At 68.0% G+C, this 19075-nt stretch carries 20 protein-coding genes; 2 read left to right on the top strand and 18 right to left on the bottom strand.

The features are described from left to right. Positions 1 to 140: 140 nt before the first annotated feature. From G3N62_RS01320 to G3N62_RS01375, 12 genes are all read right to left on the bottom strand, one after another. Positions 141 to 1073, bottom strand: a complete 933-nt coding sequence (locus tag G3N62_RS01320; RefSeq protein WP_034188401.1) for a family 2A encapsulin nanocompartment shell protein — start codon at positions 1071 to 1073, stop codon at positions 141 to 143. A 138-nt stretch (positions 1074 to 1211) separates the two neighbouring features. After that, on the bottom strand, positions 1212 to 1433 hold the full coding sequence (locus tag G3N62_RS01325; protein WP_034188402.1) for a helix-turn-helix transcriptional regulator: 222 nt from the start codon (positions 1431 to 1433) through the stop codon (positions 1212 to 1214). An 8-nt stretch (positions 1434 to 1441) separates the two neighbouring features. Next, positions 1442 to 2383, bottom strand: coding sequence for a serine O-acetyltransferase EpsC (gene epsC / locus G3N62_RS01330; protein ID WP_034188403.1), 942 nt, complete (start codon positions 2381 to 2383; stop codon positions 1442 to 1444). A gap of 28 nt (positions 2384 to 2411) precedes the next feature. Further along, positions 2412 to 2882, bottom strand: a complete 471-nt coding sequence (locus G3N62_RS01335; protein WP_034188404.1) for a rhodanese-like domain-containing protein — start codon at positions 2880 to 2882, stop codon at positions 2412 to 2414. Positions 2883 to 3260: 378 nt separating this feature from the next. Beyond that, complete coding sequence (locus G3N62_RS01340) at positions 3261 to 4661, bottom strand: amidase family protein (protein WP_124670103.1); 1401 nt, start codon at positions 4659 to 4661, stop codon at positions 3261 to 3263. Positions 4662 to 4737: 76 nt separating this feature from the next. Then, positions 4738 to 5529 (bottom strand): alpha/beta hydrolase, encoded by a 792-nt coding sequence (locus tag G3N62_RS01345; RefSeq protein ID WP_034188599.1) that lies wholly within the window; start codon positions 5527 to 5529, stop codon positions 4738 to 4740. Between the two features lie 84 nt (positions 5530 to 5613). Further along, positions 5614 to 5940 (bottom strand): DUF4148 domain-containing protein, encoded by a 327-nt coding sequence (locus G3N62_RS01350; protein WP_049030956.1) that lies wholly within the window; start codon positions 5938 to 5940, stop codon positions 5614 to 5616. Positions 5941 to 6226: 286 nt separating this feature from the next. Then, positions 6227 to 6766: a cytochrome P460 family protein gene (locus G3N62_RS01355; protein WP_124670104.1), complete on the bottom strand. Its 540-nt coding sequence runs from the start codon at positions 6764 to 6766 to the stop codon at positions 6227 to 6229. Then, positions 6766 to 7809, bottom strand: a complete 1044-nt coding sequence (locus G3N62_RS01360) for an alpha/beta hydrolase (protein WP_124670105.1) — start codon at positions 7807 to 7809, stop codon at positions 6766 to 6768. Before G3N62_RS01360 ends, G3N62_RS01355 begins: the two co-directional genes overlap by 1 nt. A 258-nt stretch (positions 7810 to 8067) precedes the next feature. Continuing rightward, complete coding sequence (locus G3N62_RS01365; RefSeq protein WP_069704472.1) at positions 8068 to 9447, bottom strand: tripartite tricarboxylate transporter permease; 1380 nt, start codon at positions 9445 to 9447, stop codon at positions 8068 to 8070. Then, positions 9447 to 9944 carry a hypothetical protein gene (locus G3N62_RS01370; protein WP_059559773.1) on the bottom strand — a complete coding sequence of 166 codons (498 nt, stop codon included), beginning with the start codon at positions 9942 to 9944 and terminating at the stop codon, positions 9447 to 9449. The genes G3N62_RS01365 and G3N62_RS01370 overlap by 1 nt, the downstream gene beginning before the upstream one ends. Before the next feature lie 87 nt (positions 9945 to 10031). Next, positions 10032 to 11318 (bottom strand): hydroxymethylglutaryl-CoA reductase, degradative, encoded by a 1287-nt coding sequence (locus G3N62_RS01375; protein WP_034188411.1) that lies wholly within the window; start codon positions 11316 to 11318, stop codon positions 10032 to 10034. Between the two features lie 163 nt (positions 11319 to 11481). Between G3N62_RS01375 and G3N62_RS01380 the strand changes: the two genes are divergently transcribed. Then, positions 11482 to 12867 carry a PLP-dependent aminotransferase family protein gene (locus G3N62_RS01380; RefSeq protein ID WP_124670106.1) on the top strand — a complete coding sequence of 462 codons (1386 nt, stop codon included), beginning with the start codon at positions 11482 to 11484 and terminating at the stop codon, positions 12865 to 12867. 53 nt (positions 12868 to 12920) lie between these two features. On the opposite strand, the gene G3N62_RS01385 is transcribed toward G3N62_RS01380, so the two are convergent. Together G3N62_RS01385 and G3N62_RS01390 are read right to left on the bottom strand one after the other, a co-directional pair. Next, a complete protein-coding gene (locus tag G3N62_RS01385; protein ID WP_124670107.1) occupies positions 12921 to 14198 on the bottom strand; it encodes an epoxide hydrolase in 1278 nt (425 codons plus the stop codon). A 201-nt stretch (positions 14199 to 14399) separates the two neighbouring features. Beyond that, positions 14400 to 15104, bottom strand: a complete 705-nt coding sequence (locus G3N62_RS01390; protein ID WP_034188601.1) for an SDR family oxidoreductase — start codon at positions 15102 to 15104, stop codon at positions 14400 to 14402. Between the two features lie 134 nt (positions 15105 to 15238). On the opposite strand from G3N62_RS01390, the gene gcvA reads away from it, so the two are divergent. Next, a complete protein-coding gene (gene gcvA / locus G3N62_RS01395; protein WP_069704470.1) occupies positions 15239 to 16132 on the top strand; it encodes a transcriptional regulator GcvA in 894 nt (297 codons plus the stop codon). Between the two features lie 43 nt (positions 16133 to 16175). On the opposite strand, the gene G3N62_RS01400 is transcribed toward gcvA, so the two are convergent. From G3N62_RS01400 to G3N62_RS01415, 4 genes are all read right to left on the bottom strand, one after another. Next, entirely contained in the window at positions 16176 to 16766 is a 591-nt protein-coding gene (locus G3N62_RS01400; protein ID WP_124608109.1) for a pyridoxamine 5'-phosphate oxidase family protein, read from the bottom strand. Between the two features lie 96 nt (positions 16767 to 16862). Then, the gene (locus G3N62_RS01405) at positions 16863 to 17054 is read right to left on the bottom strand and encodes a hypothetical protein (protein ID WP_034188415.1); all 192 of its coding nucleotides are present in this window, start codon (positions 17052 to 17054) and stop codon (positions 16863 to 16865) included. Between the two features lie 12 nt (positions 17055 to 17066). Beyond that, positions 17067 to 18266, bottom strand: a complete 1200-nt coding sequence (locus G3N62_RS01410) for a PLP-dependent aminotransferase family protein (protein ID WP_124670108.1) — start codon at positions 18264 to 18266, stop codon at positions 17067 to 17069. Between the two features lie 310 nt (positions 18267 to 18576). After that, complete coding sequence (locus G3N62_RS01415; RefSeq protein ID WP_034188417.1) at positions 18577 to 18960, bottom strand: hypothetical protein; 384 nt, start codon at positions 18958 to 18960, stop codon at positions 18577 to 18579. Between the last annotated feature and the right edge of the window lie 115 nt (positions 18961 to 19075).

Below are 19075 nucleotides of genomic sequence, written 5' to 3' on the forward strand. Positions count from 1 at the left end.
ACAGCTCGGGCGCGGTGGCCTGCCCGGGCGGCGTCGCGAAGAACTCGGACGCGAGCCGCGCGAGCGTCGCCGGGTCGGGCAACCCCGCCGGCAGCGGCGCGTGCGGCAGCGCTTGCGCGTCACCGCCGGCCAGGCCGGGATTAACGGTAGGTGTCGGGATAGTCATGGAACTTGCCGATTTCGACGTCATCGAGGACAGCCAGCGCATCCGGCGAATGGACCGCGAGCGAGCAATACAGCGAGATCAGGTACGACGCGATCGCCTGGTTGTTGATCCCCATGAAGCGCACCGACAGGCCCGGCCCCTGCTCGCCCGCGACACCCGGCTGATACAGGCCGACGACGCCCTGGCGCTTGTCGCCGACGCGCAGCAGCAGGATCTTGGTCTTGCCGTCCGCGACCGGCACCTTGTCCGACGGAATCAGCGGAATGCCGCGCCACGTGAGGAACTGCGAGCCGAACAGGCTGACCGTCGGCGGCGGCACGCCGCGCCGCGTGCATTCGCGGCCGAACGCGGCGATCGCGAGCGGGTGCGTGAGGAAGAAAGCGGGTTCCTTCCACACTTTCGTCAGCAGCTCGTCGAGATCGTCCGGCGTCGGCGCGCCCGTCAGCGGGAAAATCCGCTGTTCGTCGGTCACGTTCGCGAGCAGCCCGTAGTCCGGGTTGTTGATCAGCTGGCTTTCCTGCAGTTCCTTGATCGTCTCGATCGTCAGGCGCAGCTGTTCCTTGATCTGATCGTGAGGACTGCTGTAGAGATCCGAGATCCGCGTATGCACGTCGAGCACCGTGCTGACCGCGTTCAGGAAGTATTCGCGCGGCTGTTCCTCGTACGGCACGAAGGTCTGCGGCAGCACGCTTTCGTCCTCGAGCTGCGTGCACGCGGCGCGCACGGCTTCCGGGTTCTTCACCTGGTTCAGCCGGTAGATGCCGGCCTCGACCGGCACCCATTGCAGCAGATGGGTCAGCCAGCGCGGCGTGATCGTGGAAAGCTGGGGGACGGTCTTGGTAGCGTTCGCTAGTTGGCGGGCGGCGTGATCGCTCAGCGCAGCCGCGCCGCTTGCAACGGTCGACATGTGTGGCTCCGGGTTCTTAAGATGAAAAACGGGATTGCTTATGACGCTGGGTGATTATCGGAAGCACGCCCCTGCCGGCTCAACATGCTATAGCCGTCAGGTCCCGTACAACCGAAAGGGAAACGAAATAAGGCAGCCTCAGGTGACGTACGCGCCCGGCAGCAGCGCGGAGATCGACACGTCGAATGCGCGCGCGATCTTGTCGGCGGTGACGATCGACGCGATCGCCTCGCCGCGCTCGATCTCGCCGACGTACGAGCGGTTCAGCCCCGCATGCTCGGCCAGTTGCTCCTGCGACCACGTGCGCGCCTCGCGCAGCTTGCGCACGTTGGCGCCGAAGTGATGGATGAGGTCGCTCATCGCGCCTCCTAGGCGACGCGCGCCGCCGCGCGCGGCGCGGCGTTCGCTTCGCTGCGCAGCACGGCCTGCGTGACGTTTTCGCCGGGCGGCACGTCCTGCGTGAGCCACACGTTGCCGCCGATCACCGCGCCGCGTCCGATCGTCACGCGGCCGAGGATCGTCGCACCGGCATAGATCACGACGTCATCCTCGACGATCGGATGGCGCGCGAGCCCTTTCTCCAGATGGCCGTCCGCATCGCGCGGGAAGCGCTTCGCGCCGAGCGTGACGGCCTGGTACACGCGCACGCGCTCGCCGATGATCGCCGTCTCGCCGATCACGACGCCCGTGCCGTGGTCGATGAAGAAGCCCGCGCCGATGCGCGCGCCCGGATGAATGTCGATGCCCGTTTCCGCATGCGCCTGCTCGGCGATGATCCGCGCGAGCAGCGGCAGGCCGAGCCCGTACAGCTCGTGCGCGAGCCGGTGGTGGATCATCGCGAGGATGCCCGGATAGCACAGCAGCACCTCGTCGACGCTGCCGGCCGCGGGATCGCCGTGAAAGGCCGCCAGCACGTCGCTGTCGAGCAGCCGGCGGATCTCGGGCAATCGCGCGGCAAAGGCCTGCACGGCTTGGGACGCGACCGCGTCGATGTTGTCGGGCGGCGCCCCGTCGGTATGGCGGTGACGCGCCGCATAGCGCAACTCGAGCGTCACTTGCGCGAGTAGCGCATTGAGCGCCGCGTCCAGCGCATGGGCCACGTGGAAGTTCTCGCTCTCCTGCCGCAGGTCGGGCGGCCCGAGCCGCATCGGGAACAGCACGCCCTTCAGCGCGCCGATGATCTGCGCAAGCGCCTCGCGCGCCGGCAGGTCGCGCCCGCCGGGTTCGAGCGAGCGCCGCTGCTTCTCGCGCCATGCGCGGCGCACCGTCTGCAGCGATTGAACGATGTCGTCGATGTCGAATGCGGCCATGCTGCCCTCTCCCCGTAACGGCCGTGAATCAGTCCTGCGCCCACGGCAGGCCGCGGAAGCGCCAACCGTTCTGGCTACCGCGCTGCTGCCGCTCGTCGAGGTCGCCCTCGAACCCTTCGAGCACATTGAACACCTGTGTGAAACCGCCCTTCGCCGCGGCCTCGGCCGCCTGGGCCGAGCGGTTGCCGCTGCGGCACAACAACAGCACGACGGCGTCCTTGCCGGTCTTCGCTTCCAGTTCGCGCACGAAGCGCGGGTTGCGCGTCAGGCTCGTGCCGGTCGCCCACGGCACGTGCAGCGATTCCGGCACGTGACCGACGAATTTCCGCTCTTCCGCCGTGCGCACGTCCACCAGCAATGCGTCGCCTGCCGAGAACAGCGCCCACGCGGTTTGCGGCGACACGCCGCCCGCATAGGGCTTGCCAGCCGCCGCGGCCGCCGTGCGCGCATCTTCGAGCGCCTGTTGCGCAGCGGTTCGTTCTTCCAGTTCAACCGTCATGACACTTCCTTGTTTTCGCAGATTCGTATGAACAAAAACACCGGGAATTCGGCCGTCGCAGCTTGCGTGCTGTCTATAGCCGTCAGCACCACTATGCGAGGGCCGCCGGGGAAGCAGAACCAATAAAAATTCATTTCCTAATCAGCGCCGCGGGGAATGCAATAGCAGACGCGCGCTATGCATGCGCGGTCGCTGGCGGGCAGGAAAGGCAGGACGACGACCGTTCGATGTCAGCCATCGAAGGAAATTGAAAGGAGGCGGGAGGCGATCAGCGCGGCATGCGGCGCGCTGTCATGGATTCCAGAATGGCATGGGGGGCGCCATGCATCGACGAGGCCAGCGCACCTCGCCGACGCATGCGCCCGTCAGTGAAGTCAATCAGGCCACCGGATCGACCGGCGCGATCGGCGCACCGCGCGCTTCGATATCGCGCCCCGCGAGCAGGCACAGATCCTCGCGATGATGCGTGGCGACCACCTGCACGCCCACCGGCACGCCGTTCACGACCGACGTCGTGACGGCCAGCCCCGGCAGCCCCATCGCGGGCAGCGCGCGCAACGTGAGCTGCGCCTCCCACACGCGGTCGAAGCCGTCCGGCCCCTGCCTGTCGAGATCGTCCGGGAACGGCAGTTCCGACGACACCGGCAGCAGCAACACCGGGTACGCGTCCAGAAACAGCCGCCATTGCCGCGCCAGCGTCGTGCGGCGAACCAGCGCGCGGCCGATCACGTCGGCGGGCAAATCGCGCACCTTGCCGCGCACGGCCTCGATCACCGCGGCCGCGCCCGGATCGCCGTCCTGCCCGACCGCGTTCGCCAGCGCATCGAAGCCGTCGCCCAGCCAAAGCTGTTCCTGCAGCAGCGCGGCCTCGCGCAGCGGCGGGGTCTCGTCGATCTCGTCGACGCTCCAGCCCGCGTCGACCAGCCGGCGCGCGGCATCGCGCAACGCGGCCTCCACTTCGGGCACGACCGCCAGGCCGCGCGGCCGCACGCACAGCGCCGCACGCTTCGGCACCTCGCGCCCGTCGAACGGCGCCGCCACGCTCCACGGATCGCGCGGATCGGGTGCGGAGAACGCGCGCAGCGCGAGCGACAGGTCGTCGATCGTGCGCGCGATCGGCCCCGCCGCCGACATCAGTTGCGCGCCGATCGCACGCTCCGGCGACGACGCATTGAACGCCGGCACGCGGCCGAGCGACGGCCGGATTCCATGGACGCCGCACGCATAGGCCGGGTAACGCACCGAGCCGCCGATGTCGGTGCCGAGGGCAAGCGGGCCGATCCCGGCGGCCACCGCAGCCGCCGCGCCGCCGCTCGATCCGCCCGGCGTCAACGACGGATTGCGCGGATTGCGCGTGCGGCCATGCACGAGATTCGACGTGAACCAGCGCAGCGCGAACGTCGGCGAATTGGTGCGGCCCAGCAGAACCCCGCCGGCCTTCCGGATGTTGGCGACCACCGGGCTGTCGGCGTGCGCGATCAGGTGTTCCTGCAGGCGCGTCCCGTTGGTCGTCGCGAAATCGGCCTGGTCGATGTTGATCTTCACGGTGACGGGTACGCCCGCGAGCGGGCCCGGATCGTCGCCGCGCGCGATCGCGCGGTCGACGTCATCCGCCTGCCGCCGCACGTCGTCGGGGCGGTGTTCGACCACGGCGTTGATCGCCGGATTCACCGCATCGAGACGATCGAGCACGGCGTCGGCCACTTCACGCGCGGACACGTCGCGATGCCGCACGCGCTTCGCGAGTTCGGTTGCCGGCAGTTGCCAGAGTTCGGTCATGACTTCTCCTGATGGAAAGACATCACACACGCGCGCGGCGCCGCGCTTCCTCGCGAAAGCGCGGCACCGTGTTCACTCACTGCGCCGCCTGCTTCGCGCGTTCGGCCGCCGCAATGATCGCGTCGGCCACGGCCTTCGGCTGGCTCAGCATCGCGACGTGGCTGCCGTTCACGCGCGTGAGCGTCGCGCCGATCCGCTTCGCCATCGTTTCCTGCAGTGCCGGATCGATCATCCTGTCCTGCGTCGCGACGACGAACGTCGACGGCTTCGCATGCCACGCGGCCTGCGCGACCTTCTCCGAGATGCACCCGCCGTACCAGGGCCCCTGCGTCGCCGCGACGAGGCGCTGCTGCGCGGGCGGCAGGTCCGGCGCGAAATCCTGCGCGATCGCCTTGTCCGACAGCCGCGCGAAACCGCCCGCGTCCTGGCGCAGTTCGCCGGCCCACGACGGGGCCGGCAGCCCCTGCGTGACGTCGGCGATCGACTGGCCGTTGTCGGGCGCGAACGCCGCGACGTACACGAGCGACTTCACCTTGTCGTCGTTGCCCGCCTCGCTGATCACGACGCCGGCCCACGAATGGCCGACCAGCACGACCGGTCCCTTCTGCTCGTCGATCGTACGCTTCGTCGCGGCCGCATCGTCGGCAAGCGAACTCAGCGGATTCTGCACCGACACCACGTGCAAACCGCGCGCCTCGAGCAGCGGAATCACGCGGTTCCAGCTCGACCCGTCGGCGAACGCGCCGTGCACGAGCACGACGTTCGTGCCCTTCAGGTCTTCCTTCGGCGCGGCCTGCGCCGCGACCGCACCGGACAGTCCGCCGATCACCGCGGCGGACACCAGAACGCGTTTCATCAAACCGGCCATCGTCATGCTCCTTTCTCTGTCGTGTCGTTCAAATGAAGTGCTGCAACGAAGGCCGCGCCTGCTTGCGACAGGCGCGGCAGCGGGTCACGAATGCGCGTACAGGTCGTCGGCCGCGTTTCGCGCGGCACGCGATTGCGCCGCGTCGCGATGGCCGGCAGACGTCGACGCATCGGCCACGTTGTCGCCTTGCGACTTCGACGGGCCGTTCTGGTCGGAACGCGCGACCTGCAGCGCGGCGATGACGTCTTCCGGGTAGTGCGGTTCGCTACGCGCCGGGTTGTAGCCGGCCTGTTCGAGGCGGACCAGGTCGGCGCGCACGTCGGCACGCGTGAGGCCGTGGCCGGTATCGGCGAACGACAACGCGGGAGCAACGGCGAGGACGGCGACAGCGAGGATTCGAGCGGCTTTCATGAGGGTTCTCCTTGACGGAAGTTGAGGTGTCGATCATTGGGCGCCCGGTGCGAACGTCTGGCACCGAACGTTTGCTGCATGTCGACAGTAGAACCCGCCCACGTATCCCGAATGTTTCCGGAACCGGTGCTTTCTGCATGCCAGTTTTTCCGGAATGGCCGCAGATACAGTGCGATACAAACCCGCTCGCCGATGCATGCCGCCACGCCACGCTCGCCACGCATCATGAAAAAAGGCGTGCCTCGCAAGGCACGCCTTTCCATCGAACGCACACCGCCGCGTCGCGTCAGGGCGCGAGTCGCGTGAACACATAATCGTGGTTCTTCACCCGCGCCTGGTGACACGCAAAGCACGTCTGATGCTGGCCGATATCCGCCGGCACGCCGTTGACGAAGCGCCCGAAGCCCCAGCCGCCCGTCGACGCATAACGACGCGCGTCCTTCACCATCACCTGCACGGTCGTCGCCTGGCCGGGTACCGTCGCCGGCGCGAACTCGTCGGACTGCCTGCGCTTGTACGCGAGCTTCACGAGGATCGTGCCGTCGGGAAACGGCAGCGTCGCCTGTTCGAGCGCGCGGATCGCGACCGGGTTGCCGAGCACCACGCGCAACTCGTCGAGCGGTGCGGCCTCTTCGGCCGGCGCGACCATTTCCCACTTCCGGTAGCCGGGCGGGATCGTCACGCCGTAGATCGGCGATGCCGCCGCCGGCTTCGGCTCCTCCGCGAACGCGGCCGGCCCGCCGGCCGACAGCGCCCCACCCAGCAGTACGCCCGCGACGAGCGCACGGCGCGCGCCGCGCCGCCACACCCTCACGCGTGCCCGCATCACAGATGCTCCACTTGCAGGATCGCATCGGCGAACGCCTGCGGCGCTTCCTGCGGCAGGTTGTGGCCGATGCCGCCGGAGATCGTCCGGTGCTGGTACTTGCCGGTGAACTTCTTCGCGTAGGCGGCCGGTTCCGGATGCGGTGCGCCGTTCGCGTCGCCTTCCATCGTGATCGTCGGCACCGTGATCGCCGGCCCGGCCGCCAGGCGCCGCTCGATGTCGTCGTACTGCGCCTCGCCCTTCGCCAGCCCGAGGCGCCAGCGATAGTTGTGGATCACGACGGCCACGTGATCGGGGTTCTGGAACGACGCGGCCGTGCGTGCATACGTCTCGTCGGAAAACTTCCACTTCGGCGACGCGAGTTGCCAGATCAGCTTGTTGAACGCGTCGCGATTCGCCGCATAACCGAGCTCGCCGCGCTCGGTCGTGAAATAGAACTGATACCACCACTGGAATTCGGCCTGCGGCGGCAGCGGCTTGCGGTTCGCCTCCTGGCTGCCGATCAGGTAGCCGCTCACCGACACGAGCGCCTTCACGCGCTGCGGCCACAGCGCCGCGATGATGTCGGCCGTGCGCGCGCCCCAGTCGTAGCCGCCGAATACCGCGCTGTCGATCTTCAACGCATCCATCAGCGCGACGATGTCGACGGCCGTCACGGCCTGCTGGCCGTTGCGCACCGTGTCGGCCGAGCGGAACGTCGTCGAGCCGTAGCCGCGCAGGTACGGCACGATCACGCGATAGCCGGCCTTGACGAGCAGCGGCGCGACGTCCGCATAGCTGTAGATGTCGTACGGCCAGCCATGCAGCAGGAACACGACGGGGCCGTTCCTCGGTCCGAGGTCCGCATATCCGACGTTGAGCACGCCCGCGTCGATCTGGTGGATCGTGCCCAGCGACGCGACGCCGGCCGGGCGCTTCGCGGCCGGTGCATCGGGCGCCGACTGCGCATGCGCGAGCGCGCTGAAGCCGAGGTCGGCCAGGCTCAGGCTCGCCAGCGTCGAGCCCAGGATCAGGCGGCGGCGGGTGTTCACGGTATCGGGCATGACTCGTTCTCCATTGTCGATCGCTAAGGAAGAGGCCCGCGGCACAGGCGGGCAATCAGGTGTCGCCGTTCGCAGCGGCGGCGCATGGCACCGCGCCGCCGTGTGAATCGCTTCACCGGTTTTATATCCGAACCCTCCGGAGGCTTTGTATCCCAACGTATCCGCGTGCGAACCCGACACACAGCGATTCAAAAATCGCGCGAGAAACGACGCTTTCGGGCGACCGCGCGGCACACGCGGCCACCGTGTGGCGGTACGTCAGAACAGCCTGGCGATCGCCGGCACGCTGAGCACCGCGACGTAGTAGCCCATGAACTGCACGCCCGTGTTGAACGCGAACAGGCGCGACAGCATCCCGCCGAACAGGCCGATCGTCACGATCACCGCCAGCCCCAGCAACTGCCCTTCCCACACGCCGATCACGACGATCAGCCCCGCGAAGGTCGCGATGATCGCTTCATGACTCAGCTTGCGCGCGACGAACGATGCCGCACGGTGCGCGTGGTGCATCGCGAGCGGATACGCGATCAGCGCGGCCAGCAGGATCGACAGCAGCCCGTAGCCGAGAAACTCGGGCCAGCTCATCAACGTATGCAGGTTGTGGATCTGCCCGCTCGCCGCGTCGACCGTGAAGCGCGGCGGCGCGTTGAACAGCGGCGCGGCCGGGCCGGCCGCCACCGGGCTCAGCGGCAGCCCGAACGCGATCAGCGGAATCAGCGCCTCGGCGATGTAGGTCGCCTCCGTCACGCCGTTGCGCGCGGCGATCACCGTCGTCAGCCGCTGGTACGCATGACGCACGCGCGCGCCGACGACCTCGCCCATCAGCACCGTCATCGCGACCGGGCTGAACACGAACGTCGCGCTCGATACCGCGGCCGTGCCGACCGTCCACGCGACCTGCTCGCGGTCGAGCACCTTCAGCGGATTCGGGAAGTAGCCGCGCCAGCTTTTCACGTCGGGCGCGAGCACGAACGTCGACGGCCCGTCGCGGCGCATGCGCCGCCGCTCGGCCGGCGACAGGATCGAGAACAGGTCGGCCACGAGCGGCCCGATCGCGATCCCGAGAAAGTAGCTGACGCTCAGCTTCACGCCGTAGCGACCGGTCAGCGCCTGCAGCCCGACCACCAGCATCACGAACGGCACGAGCAGCAGCACCGACGCCCAGCGCCCCGCGGAAAAGTACGCGATGCCGATGGCCGCCGCGAGGAACACCCACGGCGCGGCCTTGGCGATCGCCGCGCCGAACGGCGCGAGCAGCGACGCGAACAGCACCGCGAGCGGCAGCGCGACGAACGCGGCGACGATCGCGCCGGAAATCATCTTGCGCAGCGCGATATGCGGCACGCCCAGCGCGCGCAACAGCGTCGCCTGCTGCAGCAGCGGCGCGGCCATCGTGTCGCCGGGAATGCCGAGCAGCGCGGTCGGGATCGAATGCGTGATGTGCTTGGCCACCGCGCCCGCGAGAAAGAACGTGAACACGCCGGCCGGCGGGACGCCGAGCAGTGCGACGAGCAACGTGAGCGGCGCGATCGTCGTCGTTTCGTCGGTGCCGGAGATCAGCCCGATGGCGGAGAACACGATCGCGCCGAGCAGCCCCATCGCGAACGCGGCCGGCAATGCATGCAGCAGCGCGTCCATCAGCGGCCTCCCGCGCGGGCGCGCCCGGACGACGCGTCGTAGGAGGCGAACAGGTCGAGCAGCCCGAGTTCCTCCATCTCGGCACGCGCGCTGGCCGACAGGTCGCTCGCCGAACCCAGGCCGCCCGACGCTTCGGCGAGCTGCCGCAATGCCGCGTCACGCTCGGCGCCGCCGGCCGCATGTTCGATCACCGTGCGCTTCGGCTTGAACAGCACCGCGCAGATCGTGCCGGCCAGCAGGCAGCCGCCGAGGCCGATCAGCATCGCGTAAGCGCGTGCGATCGCCGCGTCGTGGACGAACGACGCGAGCACGACGCGGCCGATCTCGAACGCTCCGAGGCTGATCGCGATGCCGAGCAGCACCGACCACGCGAGATGTTTCGTCGCCACCGTGTCGCCCCATACCTCGACGAGCGTCGCGGCCGACGCATCGGCACCGGCCAACGGCCCGGCACGATGCGGCGCGCGTGCGAGCGCGCTTGAACCGGTCTGTTCCATGTGTCTCCTCCTGGATTGATATGTCGCCGGCCTGGCCGGCGTGGCGCGCCGCACGCCGCGTGCGTGACGCGGCGTGCAGTCCGCGCGTCAGCCGCCGCGGCGGCCCGCGAGCAATTCGACCGCGAAGTCGGTGCGCACGTCTTTCGCCGCGACCATCTGCTGCGCGATCCGGTCGATGTCGGCGCCGGTCGCGCCGGCCGCGACCGCGATGTTGCGGGCATGCAGCGCCATGTGGCCGCGCTGGATGCCTTCGGTCGCGAGCGCGCGCAGCGCGCCGAGATTCTGCGCAAGCCCGACCGCCACCGCAATTTCACCGAGTTCCTGCGCGGAAGTCACGTTCATGATCTTCAGCGCGAGACGCGCGAGCGGATGCGTCTTCGTCGCGCCGCCGACCAGCCCGACCGGCATCGGCATCTCGATCGTGCCGACGAGGTCGCCGTTCGCGGCCTTCTCCCACGTCGTCAGCGACGTATAGCGGCCACTGCGGCTCGCATACGCATGCGCGCCGGCTTCGACCGCGCGCCAGTCGTTGCCGGTCGCGACCACGACCGGGTCGATGCCGTTCATGATGCCCTTGTTGTGTGTCGCCGCGCGGTACGGGTCGGTCGCCGCGAACACGTAGGCGTCGATCACGCGATCGATGACGTCTTCACCGGAATAAGCGTCGGTCGCGAGCGTGGCGGCCGCGTACCGTACCTCCGCACGGGCCAGCCGGAGATCCGCGAGGTTGGACAGTATCCGCAACCGTACCTGGCCCCCGGTAATCGCCTCGATGCGCGTCGCGACCGTTTCGGCCATCGTATTGACCGTGTTCGCCCCCATCGCGTCGCGCACGTCGACGATCAGGTGCGCGACGATCATCGCGCCGCGCGGCGTGTCGGGAAACACGTGAACCTCGATGTCGCGGCAGCCGCCGCCGAGGCCGACGAGCACCTTGTCGCGGCTGTTCGCGAGTGCGACCAGTTCGGCCGCATGCCGCAGGATCGCGAGCCGCGCGCCGTACGGATCGTCGACGCCGATCACCTGGACCTGCGCGCGCATCAGCGGGCCGCTGCTCGACGTGCGGAAGCCGCCGGCCGCGCGCGCGAGCTTCGCCATATACGATGCGGCCGCCACGATCGACGGCTCCTCGACGGCCATCGGCACGATCACGTCGCGGTCGTTGATCCGGAAGTAGCCGGCCACGGCCATCGGCAGCTCGAACGTGCCGATCACGTTCTCGATCATCCCGTTGGCGACCTCGAGCGGCAGCGCGCCCGGCTTCGCGAGCAGCGCATGCTCGGCATCGTCGAGCCCGACGGCGCGGGACAGGTGGGACAGGCGTTGCTCGGGCGTGAGCGCGCGGAAGTTCGGCAAGGCGGAATCGATGGGCATGACGGGTCGGTTGTCTCGGGGTGGCGGTATTGCCCGTCGGTGCTTGCGGCGGGCATCGGATAGCCGAATAATAGTCACGCTGTACCCTTTGAAAAGGTACAGACGACGCAGACAGTCACCCAACCGTACCCATGACAGTGGGCCGGCCCGACGGAACATGCCGATGAAACAGCGTGCAAGAGCCAGCCTGTCTGGCGCGATGGCGGACAATCTCGCCAGACAGATCGAGGAAGGCGTGTTGCCGGCCGGTGCGAAACTGCCCTCCATCAGGGAATACGCCGAGGCGTCCGGCTGCTCGAAGAACACGGTGATCAGTGCATTCGAGATGCTCGCGGCCGACGGCCTGATCGAGCCGCGCCGCGGCTCGGGCTTCTTCGTGACGCGTCGCGCGGCAGCCGCGCCCGACATCGACGAACCGAGCTCGCTCGACCGCGCGATGGACATCGTGTGGCTGATGCGCGAGCAGTTGCACGTGAAGCCCGATGTGCTCAACCTCGGCGAAGGCTTCCCGCCGATCGAATGGCTCGAGGAAACACGGCTGAACCAGTACCAGCAGCGCATCATGCGCACGAGCGCGGCGTCGCTGTTCCGCTACGGCAGCCGCTTCGGCTACCTGCCGCTGCGCCAGTCGCTGCAGCAGAAGCTCGCCGGCTACGAAATCGAGGCACCGCCCGCGCAGATCGTGCTGACGCACGGCGCGAACCAGGCGATGGATCTCGTGCTGCGCTACTTCGTGCGCCCGGGCGACACCGTGCTCGTCGACGACCCCGGCTACTACCCGCTGTTCGGCAAGCTGAAGCTGAGCGGCGCGAACATCGTCGGCGTGCCGCGCGAGATCGACGGCCCCGATGTCGCGAAGCTGGCCGAACTTGTCGCGACGCACCGGCCGAAGCTGTTCTTCACGCAATCGGTCGGCCACAACCCGACCGCGACCGATACGAGCGCGGCCAAGGCGCACCGCATTCTGCAGCTCGCCGATGCGCACGACCTGATCCTCGTCGAGGACGACGCGCTCGCCGACCTGCGGCCGCGCTCGCTCACGCGCATCGCGACGCTTGACCAGCTGCGCCGGACCATCTATATCGGCAGTTTCTCGAAATCGGTGTCGGCTGCGCTGCGTGTCGGGTTCCTTGCGTGCAATGCGGCGCTTGCGAGCGACCTGGCCGACGTGAAGATGCTGACGCATGTCAGCAGCTCCGAGTACTGCGAACGCACGCTCGACGCGATCGTCAGCGACGGGCACTTTCTCAGGCATACGAATCACCTTCAGGAGAAGCTGCGACGCGCGACCGGCAACGCGCTCGATGTGCTCGGGCGTCTTGGCGCGGAGGTCTATCGGTCCTGCGACCAGAGCCTGTATCTGTGGGCCGCGCTGCCCGGCTGGCCTGATTCGATGCAGCTCGCGCAGGCGATGCTGGCGCGCGGCGTGATCCTCGCGCCCGGTGCGGTGTTTTCGCCGCAGGCCGATCGCCCGTCGAAGTATTGCCGCTTTAACGTTGCGTATCTGGCGGACAAGCGGTTTGCGCAGGCCTTGCAGGCGGTTGCCTGAAAACGAATGCGAGCCGCACCACCGCCCGGCCCGCATTCGTCGTGCAACCCCGCTTACCCGCGCCGCAACGGCCGGAACCCGGCCCGCACTTCACGCGCAAACAACTCCGGCTCCTCCCATGCCGCGAAGTGCCCGCCCTTGTCGACTTCGTTGAAGTAGATCAGGTTGTGATAACTGCGCTCGGCCCAGCTGCGCGGCGCCTGGTAGATCTCGCCCGGAAACACCGTGATTGCCGCCGGCAACGAGATATCCACCGCGTTGAAGTTGTTCGAGTGATCCTCCCAGTAGATCTGCGCGGCCGACGTCGCGGTGTTCGTCAGCCAGTACAACGAAATGTCGTCGAGAATCTCGTCGCGCGGGATCGAGCGTTCGGGCACGCCGCCGCTGTACGTCCATTGCGAAATTTTGTCGTACATCCACGCAGCCTGCCCGGACGGCGAATCCGCAAGGGCATAACCAACCGTCTGCGGACGCGTGACCATCATCGCCGAGTAGCCGCAGTTGTCGCGATAGAACGTCGCGAGCTGCTCGTACGCGGCCCGCTCCTTCGGCGACAGCGAAGCCGGCGCGGGCGCATCGGTCGCGAGCAGCGTCGCGATATCCGGCGGCACCGTCGCCGGCATGTTCACGTGAATCCCGGCCAGCCCCTGCACGCGCTGCATCGCCATCCGGTGCGAGATCACCGAGCCGCAGTCGCCGCCCTGCGACACGAAGCGCGTATAACCGAGCCGCGCCATCAGTTCGCCCCATGCCCGCGCGATGTGGTCGGAGCCCCAGCCGGTTTTCGTCGGCCGGCCCGAGAAGCCGAAGCCCGGCAATGACGGCACGACGACGTGGAACGCATCGTCGGCGCTCGCGCCGTGCGCGGTCGGGTCGGTCAGCGGGCCGATCGCCTTCAGCAGCTCGAAGATCGAACCCGGCCAGCCGTGCGTCATGATCATCGGCATCGCGTTCTCGTGCCGCGAGCGCACGTGGATGAAATGAATGTCGAGCCCGTCGATTTCCGTGATGAACATCGGGAAACCGTTCAGGCGCGCCTCGCCCTTGCGCCAGTCGTAATCGGTGCCCCAGTAGCGCAACAGCGCCTGCATGCGCGCGAGCCGCACGCCCTGCGATTCGTCGGCGACGGTCTCGCGGCCCGGCCAGCGTGTCGCGGCAATGCGGCGGCGCAGGTCGGCCACGGTTTCGTCGGGAATGTGCGCGGTGAACGGGCGTACGCCGCTCGCGCCGGTTGCGGCATGCAGCGCGGTGGGCAGCATCGCCGAGACGCCGGCGGCCACGGAAGTGGCCAGCAGGTGGCGACGCAGCGGGGAAAACGGTGTGGAAGACATCGTTCGGCATCTCCTTTCGTGAAGTGGAAAGTGAACATGCCGCGCGCGGGATCGCGCCCAGGCTTTCGATCCGGCGCGCCCTCGTCACACGGCGTCGCCCATTTGAAAGGTCTGATGTATCCCGGATTTGTCTGATTTGTACGCGTTTGTAGTCGCTGCATGGCGAGCGGCCCGCGCCGCCGCCCGCTCTTCGTGCAACGCTTAGAGCGCCTTGACGATCGCGCCGTCGACGCGAATGTTCTGCCCGGTGATGTAGCCCGCGCCGTCCGACAGCAGGAACGCGACCGTCTTCGCGATCTCGCCGGTCTTGCCGAAGCGGCCGGCCGGAATGCGCGCGACGATCTCCGGCGTTTCCGGCCAGCTGTCGATGAAGCCCGGCAGCACCGCGTTCATCCGGATGTTCTCGGCCGCATAGCGTTCCGCGTACAGCCGCGTCCACGCGCTCAGCGCCGCGCGCAGCGCCGACGACACCGGCATCGGCTGCTCGGGCGCATCCGCCGCGAAGCTCGAGATGTTGACCACCGCGCCACCGCCCTGCTTCTGGAAGATCGGCGTCACGCGGCGCATCACGCGCACCACGTTCAGCAGGATCAGGTCGAGCCCCGCATGCCAGTTGTCGTCGGTGATCGCCAGCAGGTCGCCTTTCGGCGGATGGCCGGTGTTGTTCACGACCGCGTCGATCCGGCCGTAGCGGGCGACCGTTTCCTGCACGAGCCTGTCGATATCGGCTTCTTCCGTCACCGAGCCCTGGATGCCGAAGCCGCCGAGTTCCTCGCCGAGCGCCACCGCGCTGCCCGACGGCGACATCAGCGCGACGCGATAGCCCGTCGCCGCCAGTTCGCGCGCGATCGCCGCGCCCATGCCCTTGCCTGCCGCCGTGATCAACGCCACTTTTTCTACAGTCACGATTTGCTCCTCGTTCCGATTCCGTTGCCGCGCAGCCGCCGTTCGGCCCGCCATGGTGGTAATGTAGGCGCATCGAATCCGACTGTCGAACCAGTATTTCTGCCGCCAGCCGATAGTTTTTCTACAGCCTGACGATGCCGCCACGCCCTTCCCGACTGCCGCCGCTGAATGCGCTTCGCGCGTTCGAGGTATCCGCGCGGCACCTCAATTTCCGCGCCGCGGCCGACGAGATCGGCGTCACGCAGGGCGCCGTCGCGCAGCAGGTGCGCCACCTCGAGGACGTGCTCGGCCTGAAGCTGTTCGAGCGCCTGCCGCGTGGCCTCGCGCTCACGCACGACGGCGCCGCGTATTTCTCCGACGTGCAGCGCGCGCTGCACGCGATCGCCGACGCGACCGACAAGCTCGTGAAGCGGCGTGCCGCGCTGACGATCAGCACGACGCCGTCGTTCGCGTCGAAGTGGCTGATCCCGCGGCTCGCGCGGTTCACCGAGGCCCATCCCGACTACGACGTGCGCGTGATCGCCGACCCGCAGATCGCGACGTTCCGCCACGACGGCGTCGATCTCGCGATCCGCTACGGCAAGCCGCCGTTCGGCAAGCATCTCGTCGCGCATGCGCTGTTTCCGCTCGACGTGTGCGCCGTGTGCAGCCCGGCGCTGCTCGCTGCGCCGGCTTCGCCGCGTGCGCTCCTCGGCCAGGTGCTGCTGCATGACGCGCACGACCTGTGGCCCGAGTTTCTTGCGGCGCTGCCCGAACCGGTCGACGTCGATCCGCACAAGGGGCTGCGCTTCAACCAGACGTCGCTCGCGATCGATGCGGCCGTCGCCGGCCAGGGCGTCGCGCTCGCGACCGAGCCGCTCGTCGAGCGCGACATCGCGGCCGGCAGGCTGTGCAAGCCGTTCGATTTCGCGTTTCCGCTGTCGATGGGGTTCTATCTCGTGTATCCGGCCGAGCGGCGCGACGACGATGCGATCGCGGTGATGCGCGAGTGGATGACCGGGCAGGCGGCGTCGGACGGGCGGCCTTGAGTGCTTGAAATGCCTGGAGCGCCTTGATCGTCCTGCATCAGCGTCAGGGAGCGATCCAGCGCGCCTCGTAGCCGCTTTCACCGTTCAGATCGAACACCGCCCGGCGATGCCCCGTTCGCGCGAGTTCGAGCCAGTCGATGCGCGTGACCGTCATGTGGATCAGGCAGAAGTTTTCGTAGCCGTCGCCTGACGATGCGGTGCCGTCGATATGCGCTTGTTCCGGTGACGCGATCGGCGTGCCGGGCGGCAACGGCGCGCGATACAGCAGCAGCGTATGCGGACGGCTCGACGCCCAGATCGCACGCCGTTGCGCTTCGTCTTCGCAGATCGATGCAATGCCTTGCGCGCGAATCTGCACGAGCGCGTCGAGATCGTTCGCAACGATCGAGAAGCGTGGATCGCGGCGCAACTCCGCGACTTTCTCCGAGCGCGCATCGGTATGAAACGACAGCACGCGATCGGCCCGGCTCACCTGACGCAATACGATCGTCCGGACCTTCGGCGTGCCGTCGAGGCCGAGCGTGGCGGCCTGCAGCATCGTGAACGGCGAGCGCCGCGCGCCGACGCCGGTTTCGAGACATGACCAGAGGCGGTCGTAGGTTTGCGCGAGCGATTCGGAAGTCGGGTCGGACATGAGGCGATGGCGATCGTCGGTGTTTCGATCGCGCCAGCTTAACCGGTTGTTTCAGCGGCGGCTCGCGTGCGACGCGGGCCGCCGTGCTTGTGCCGGTCAGTTATAGCCGAGCACGGCCGGGGCGACATCGCCCGCATCGGACGCCGGCTCCGCGCCGAAGCGGCCGAGCACGTCGGCCACGTATTGCGGCCCCGCGCTGATCTGCGACGAGCGATGCCTGGGCGGCCGCTTGTCGCCCGTGACTGACGCCGCGCCCGTCGATGCCGTTTCGTTGACGGTGATATTCATGTGGATGTCTCCTCACGCGGCCAGCGCCGCGCCGTAAGCGCGCACGAGGCGCGCGACGCCTTCCCGGATCGCGTCGACATCCGGCGCGGCGAACGACAGGCGCAGCGACGCTGCGTCGACGTTGTCCGCGAAAAACGCCTTGCCGGGAACGAACACGATCTTGTTGGCGATCGCCTGTTGCAGCAGCACGTCCGACGGCACCGCGCCGATCCGCGCCCACACGAACATCCCGCCTTCGGGACGGTGGAATTCGATCGCATCGCCGAACCCGTCGCGCAGCGCGTCGCACATCGCGTCGCATTTGCGCTGGTACGCGGCCGTGATGCGCGGCAAGTGGCGTTCGAGCGCGCCGTCGGCCAGGTATTCGGCGGCGGTCGCCTGCGTCCACGGCGCGCTGCACAGGTCGACCGTCTGCTTCGCGATCACGCAGCGCCGCGCGATCTCGGCCGGCGCGATCGTCCAGCCCACGCGCAGCCCCGGCGCGACGATCTTCGACAGGCTCGCGAAATGCACGATCCAGTCGCGCGCGCCGTCCACTTCACCGGCCAGCGCGAGCATCGACGGCACGGCTTCGCCCGCGAAACGCAGGTCGCCGTACGGATCGTCCTCGATGACCAGGAAACGGTATTGCACCGCGAGACGCAGCAGCTTCAGCCGGCGTTCGCGCGTGAGCGTCGCGCCGGTGGGGTTCGCGAAGGTCGGAACGGTGTAAAGCAGCTTCGGTTGCGCGATCGCGCCGGAGGCGAGTTGCTCGGCAAGACGGTCGACGTCGAGCCCTTCACCGTCGACGGGGATCGTCACGATGCGCGCCTGCTGCAGACGCATCGCCTGCAGCGTGGCCGGGTAAGCCGGCTGTTCGGTCAGCACGACGTCGCCGGGCGACACCATCACGCGCAGCAGCAGGTCGAGGCCCTGCTGCGAGCCCGTCGTGACGAGCAGTTCGGCCGGCGTGCACGCGACGCCGCGACGCGCCATCAGCGCGATCAGTTGCTGCTTCAGTTCGGCGAGGCCGTCGGTCGGGCCGTATTGCAGGCAGCGGACGGGCTGTGCGTATGCGCGCTCGGCGGCCGCGTTCAGGCCGTCGACGTCGAACAGGTCGCTGGCCGGATAGCCGCCCGCGAAGGAAATCATGCCCGGTTCGGACAGGTACTTGAACAGTTCGCGGATCGGCGAGCCGGCGGGATTCTGGAATGAGGGAGTGAACGCGTACATGTCGTCGTGAGCTGGAGGGCACGGGCGGCCGGGATAGCCGTCGAGCGCCGGCCGACGTGGCGCTTCTGGCGCCGCGGCGGTGAATTCGAGCCACGATTGTCGATAGTCATTAAGGGCTCGGCAAACGATATCTATGCACTAGGTCTTGCGGTTTGGTCATTAAATCGCGGGTTTAGACGGAGCGAGGCCGGGCTGTTGACAGGTAGACGAACATCAAAAAAAACGAGCGTGACGCTCGCCCGGCCTATGCGCTTCGCTCGGCCGACATGGTTGAAATTTCTGACAAGCCGGCACAGATGGAACACGAAGATCAGAGATCCCCGCGCACCTCACCCGTTCCCAACGCGCTCCGCTGCCGGTTGACTTCCGCCCAAAGCGCATCGCTGTCGTCATCGCGCAGCAGGATCATCCAGTCCAGTTGATCGTCGGTCACGCCGAAGTACGCCAGGATTTCCCGGCGAACCGTATCGACGAACTGCGCGTATTCCGGGGTGGCCTGGGCCTGCGCGTGCAAGGCATCGTAGGCTGCATCGTCCTCGCCGCCGCCGTGCTCGTCGATATAGCGCGAGATCCACTGGTCGCGTTCGTAGTCGTAATCGGCCTCGGCGCGCATCGCTTGCACGGCCGTGTGGAGATCCAGTTGGGCAAACGCGGCGATCGCCGCCGTGGTCGCCTCGTCGAATGTAGTCGTCATTCCATCTCTCATGCTGGTCATGGCGCATCATCGCACGGGCCGCACCCGGGCAGACGCAGCGAATCCGGCTGGCTCGTAACGGCCAGATGCGCACGAACAAGGGGCGGCCGTAACC

This window comes from Burkholderia sp. Tr-20355 (assembly GCF_017104685.1).
GTDB classification, from domain to species: Bacteria; Pseudomonadota; Gammaproteobacteria; order Burkholderiales; family Burkholderiaceae; genus Burkholderia; species Burkholderia seminalis.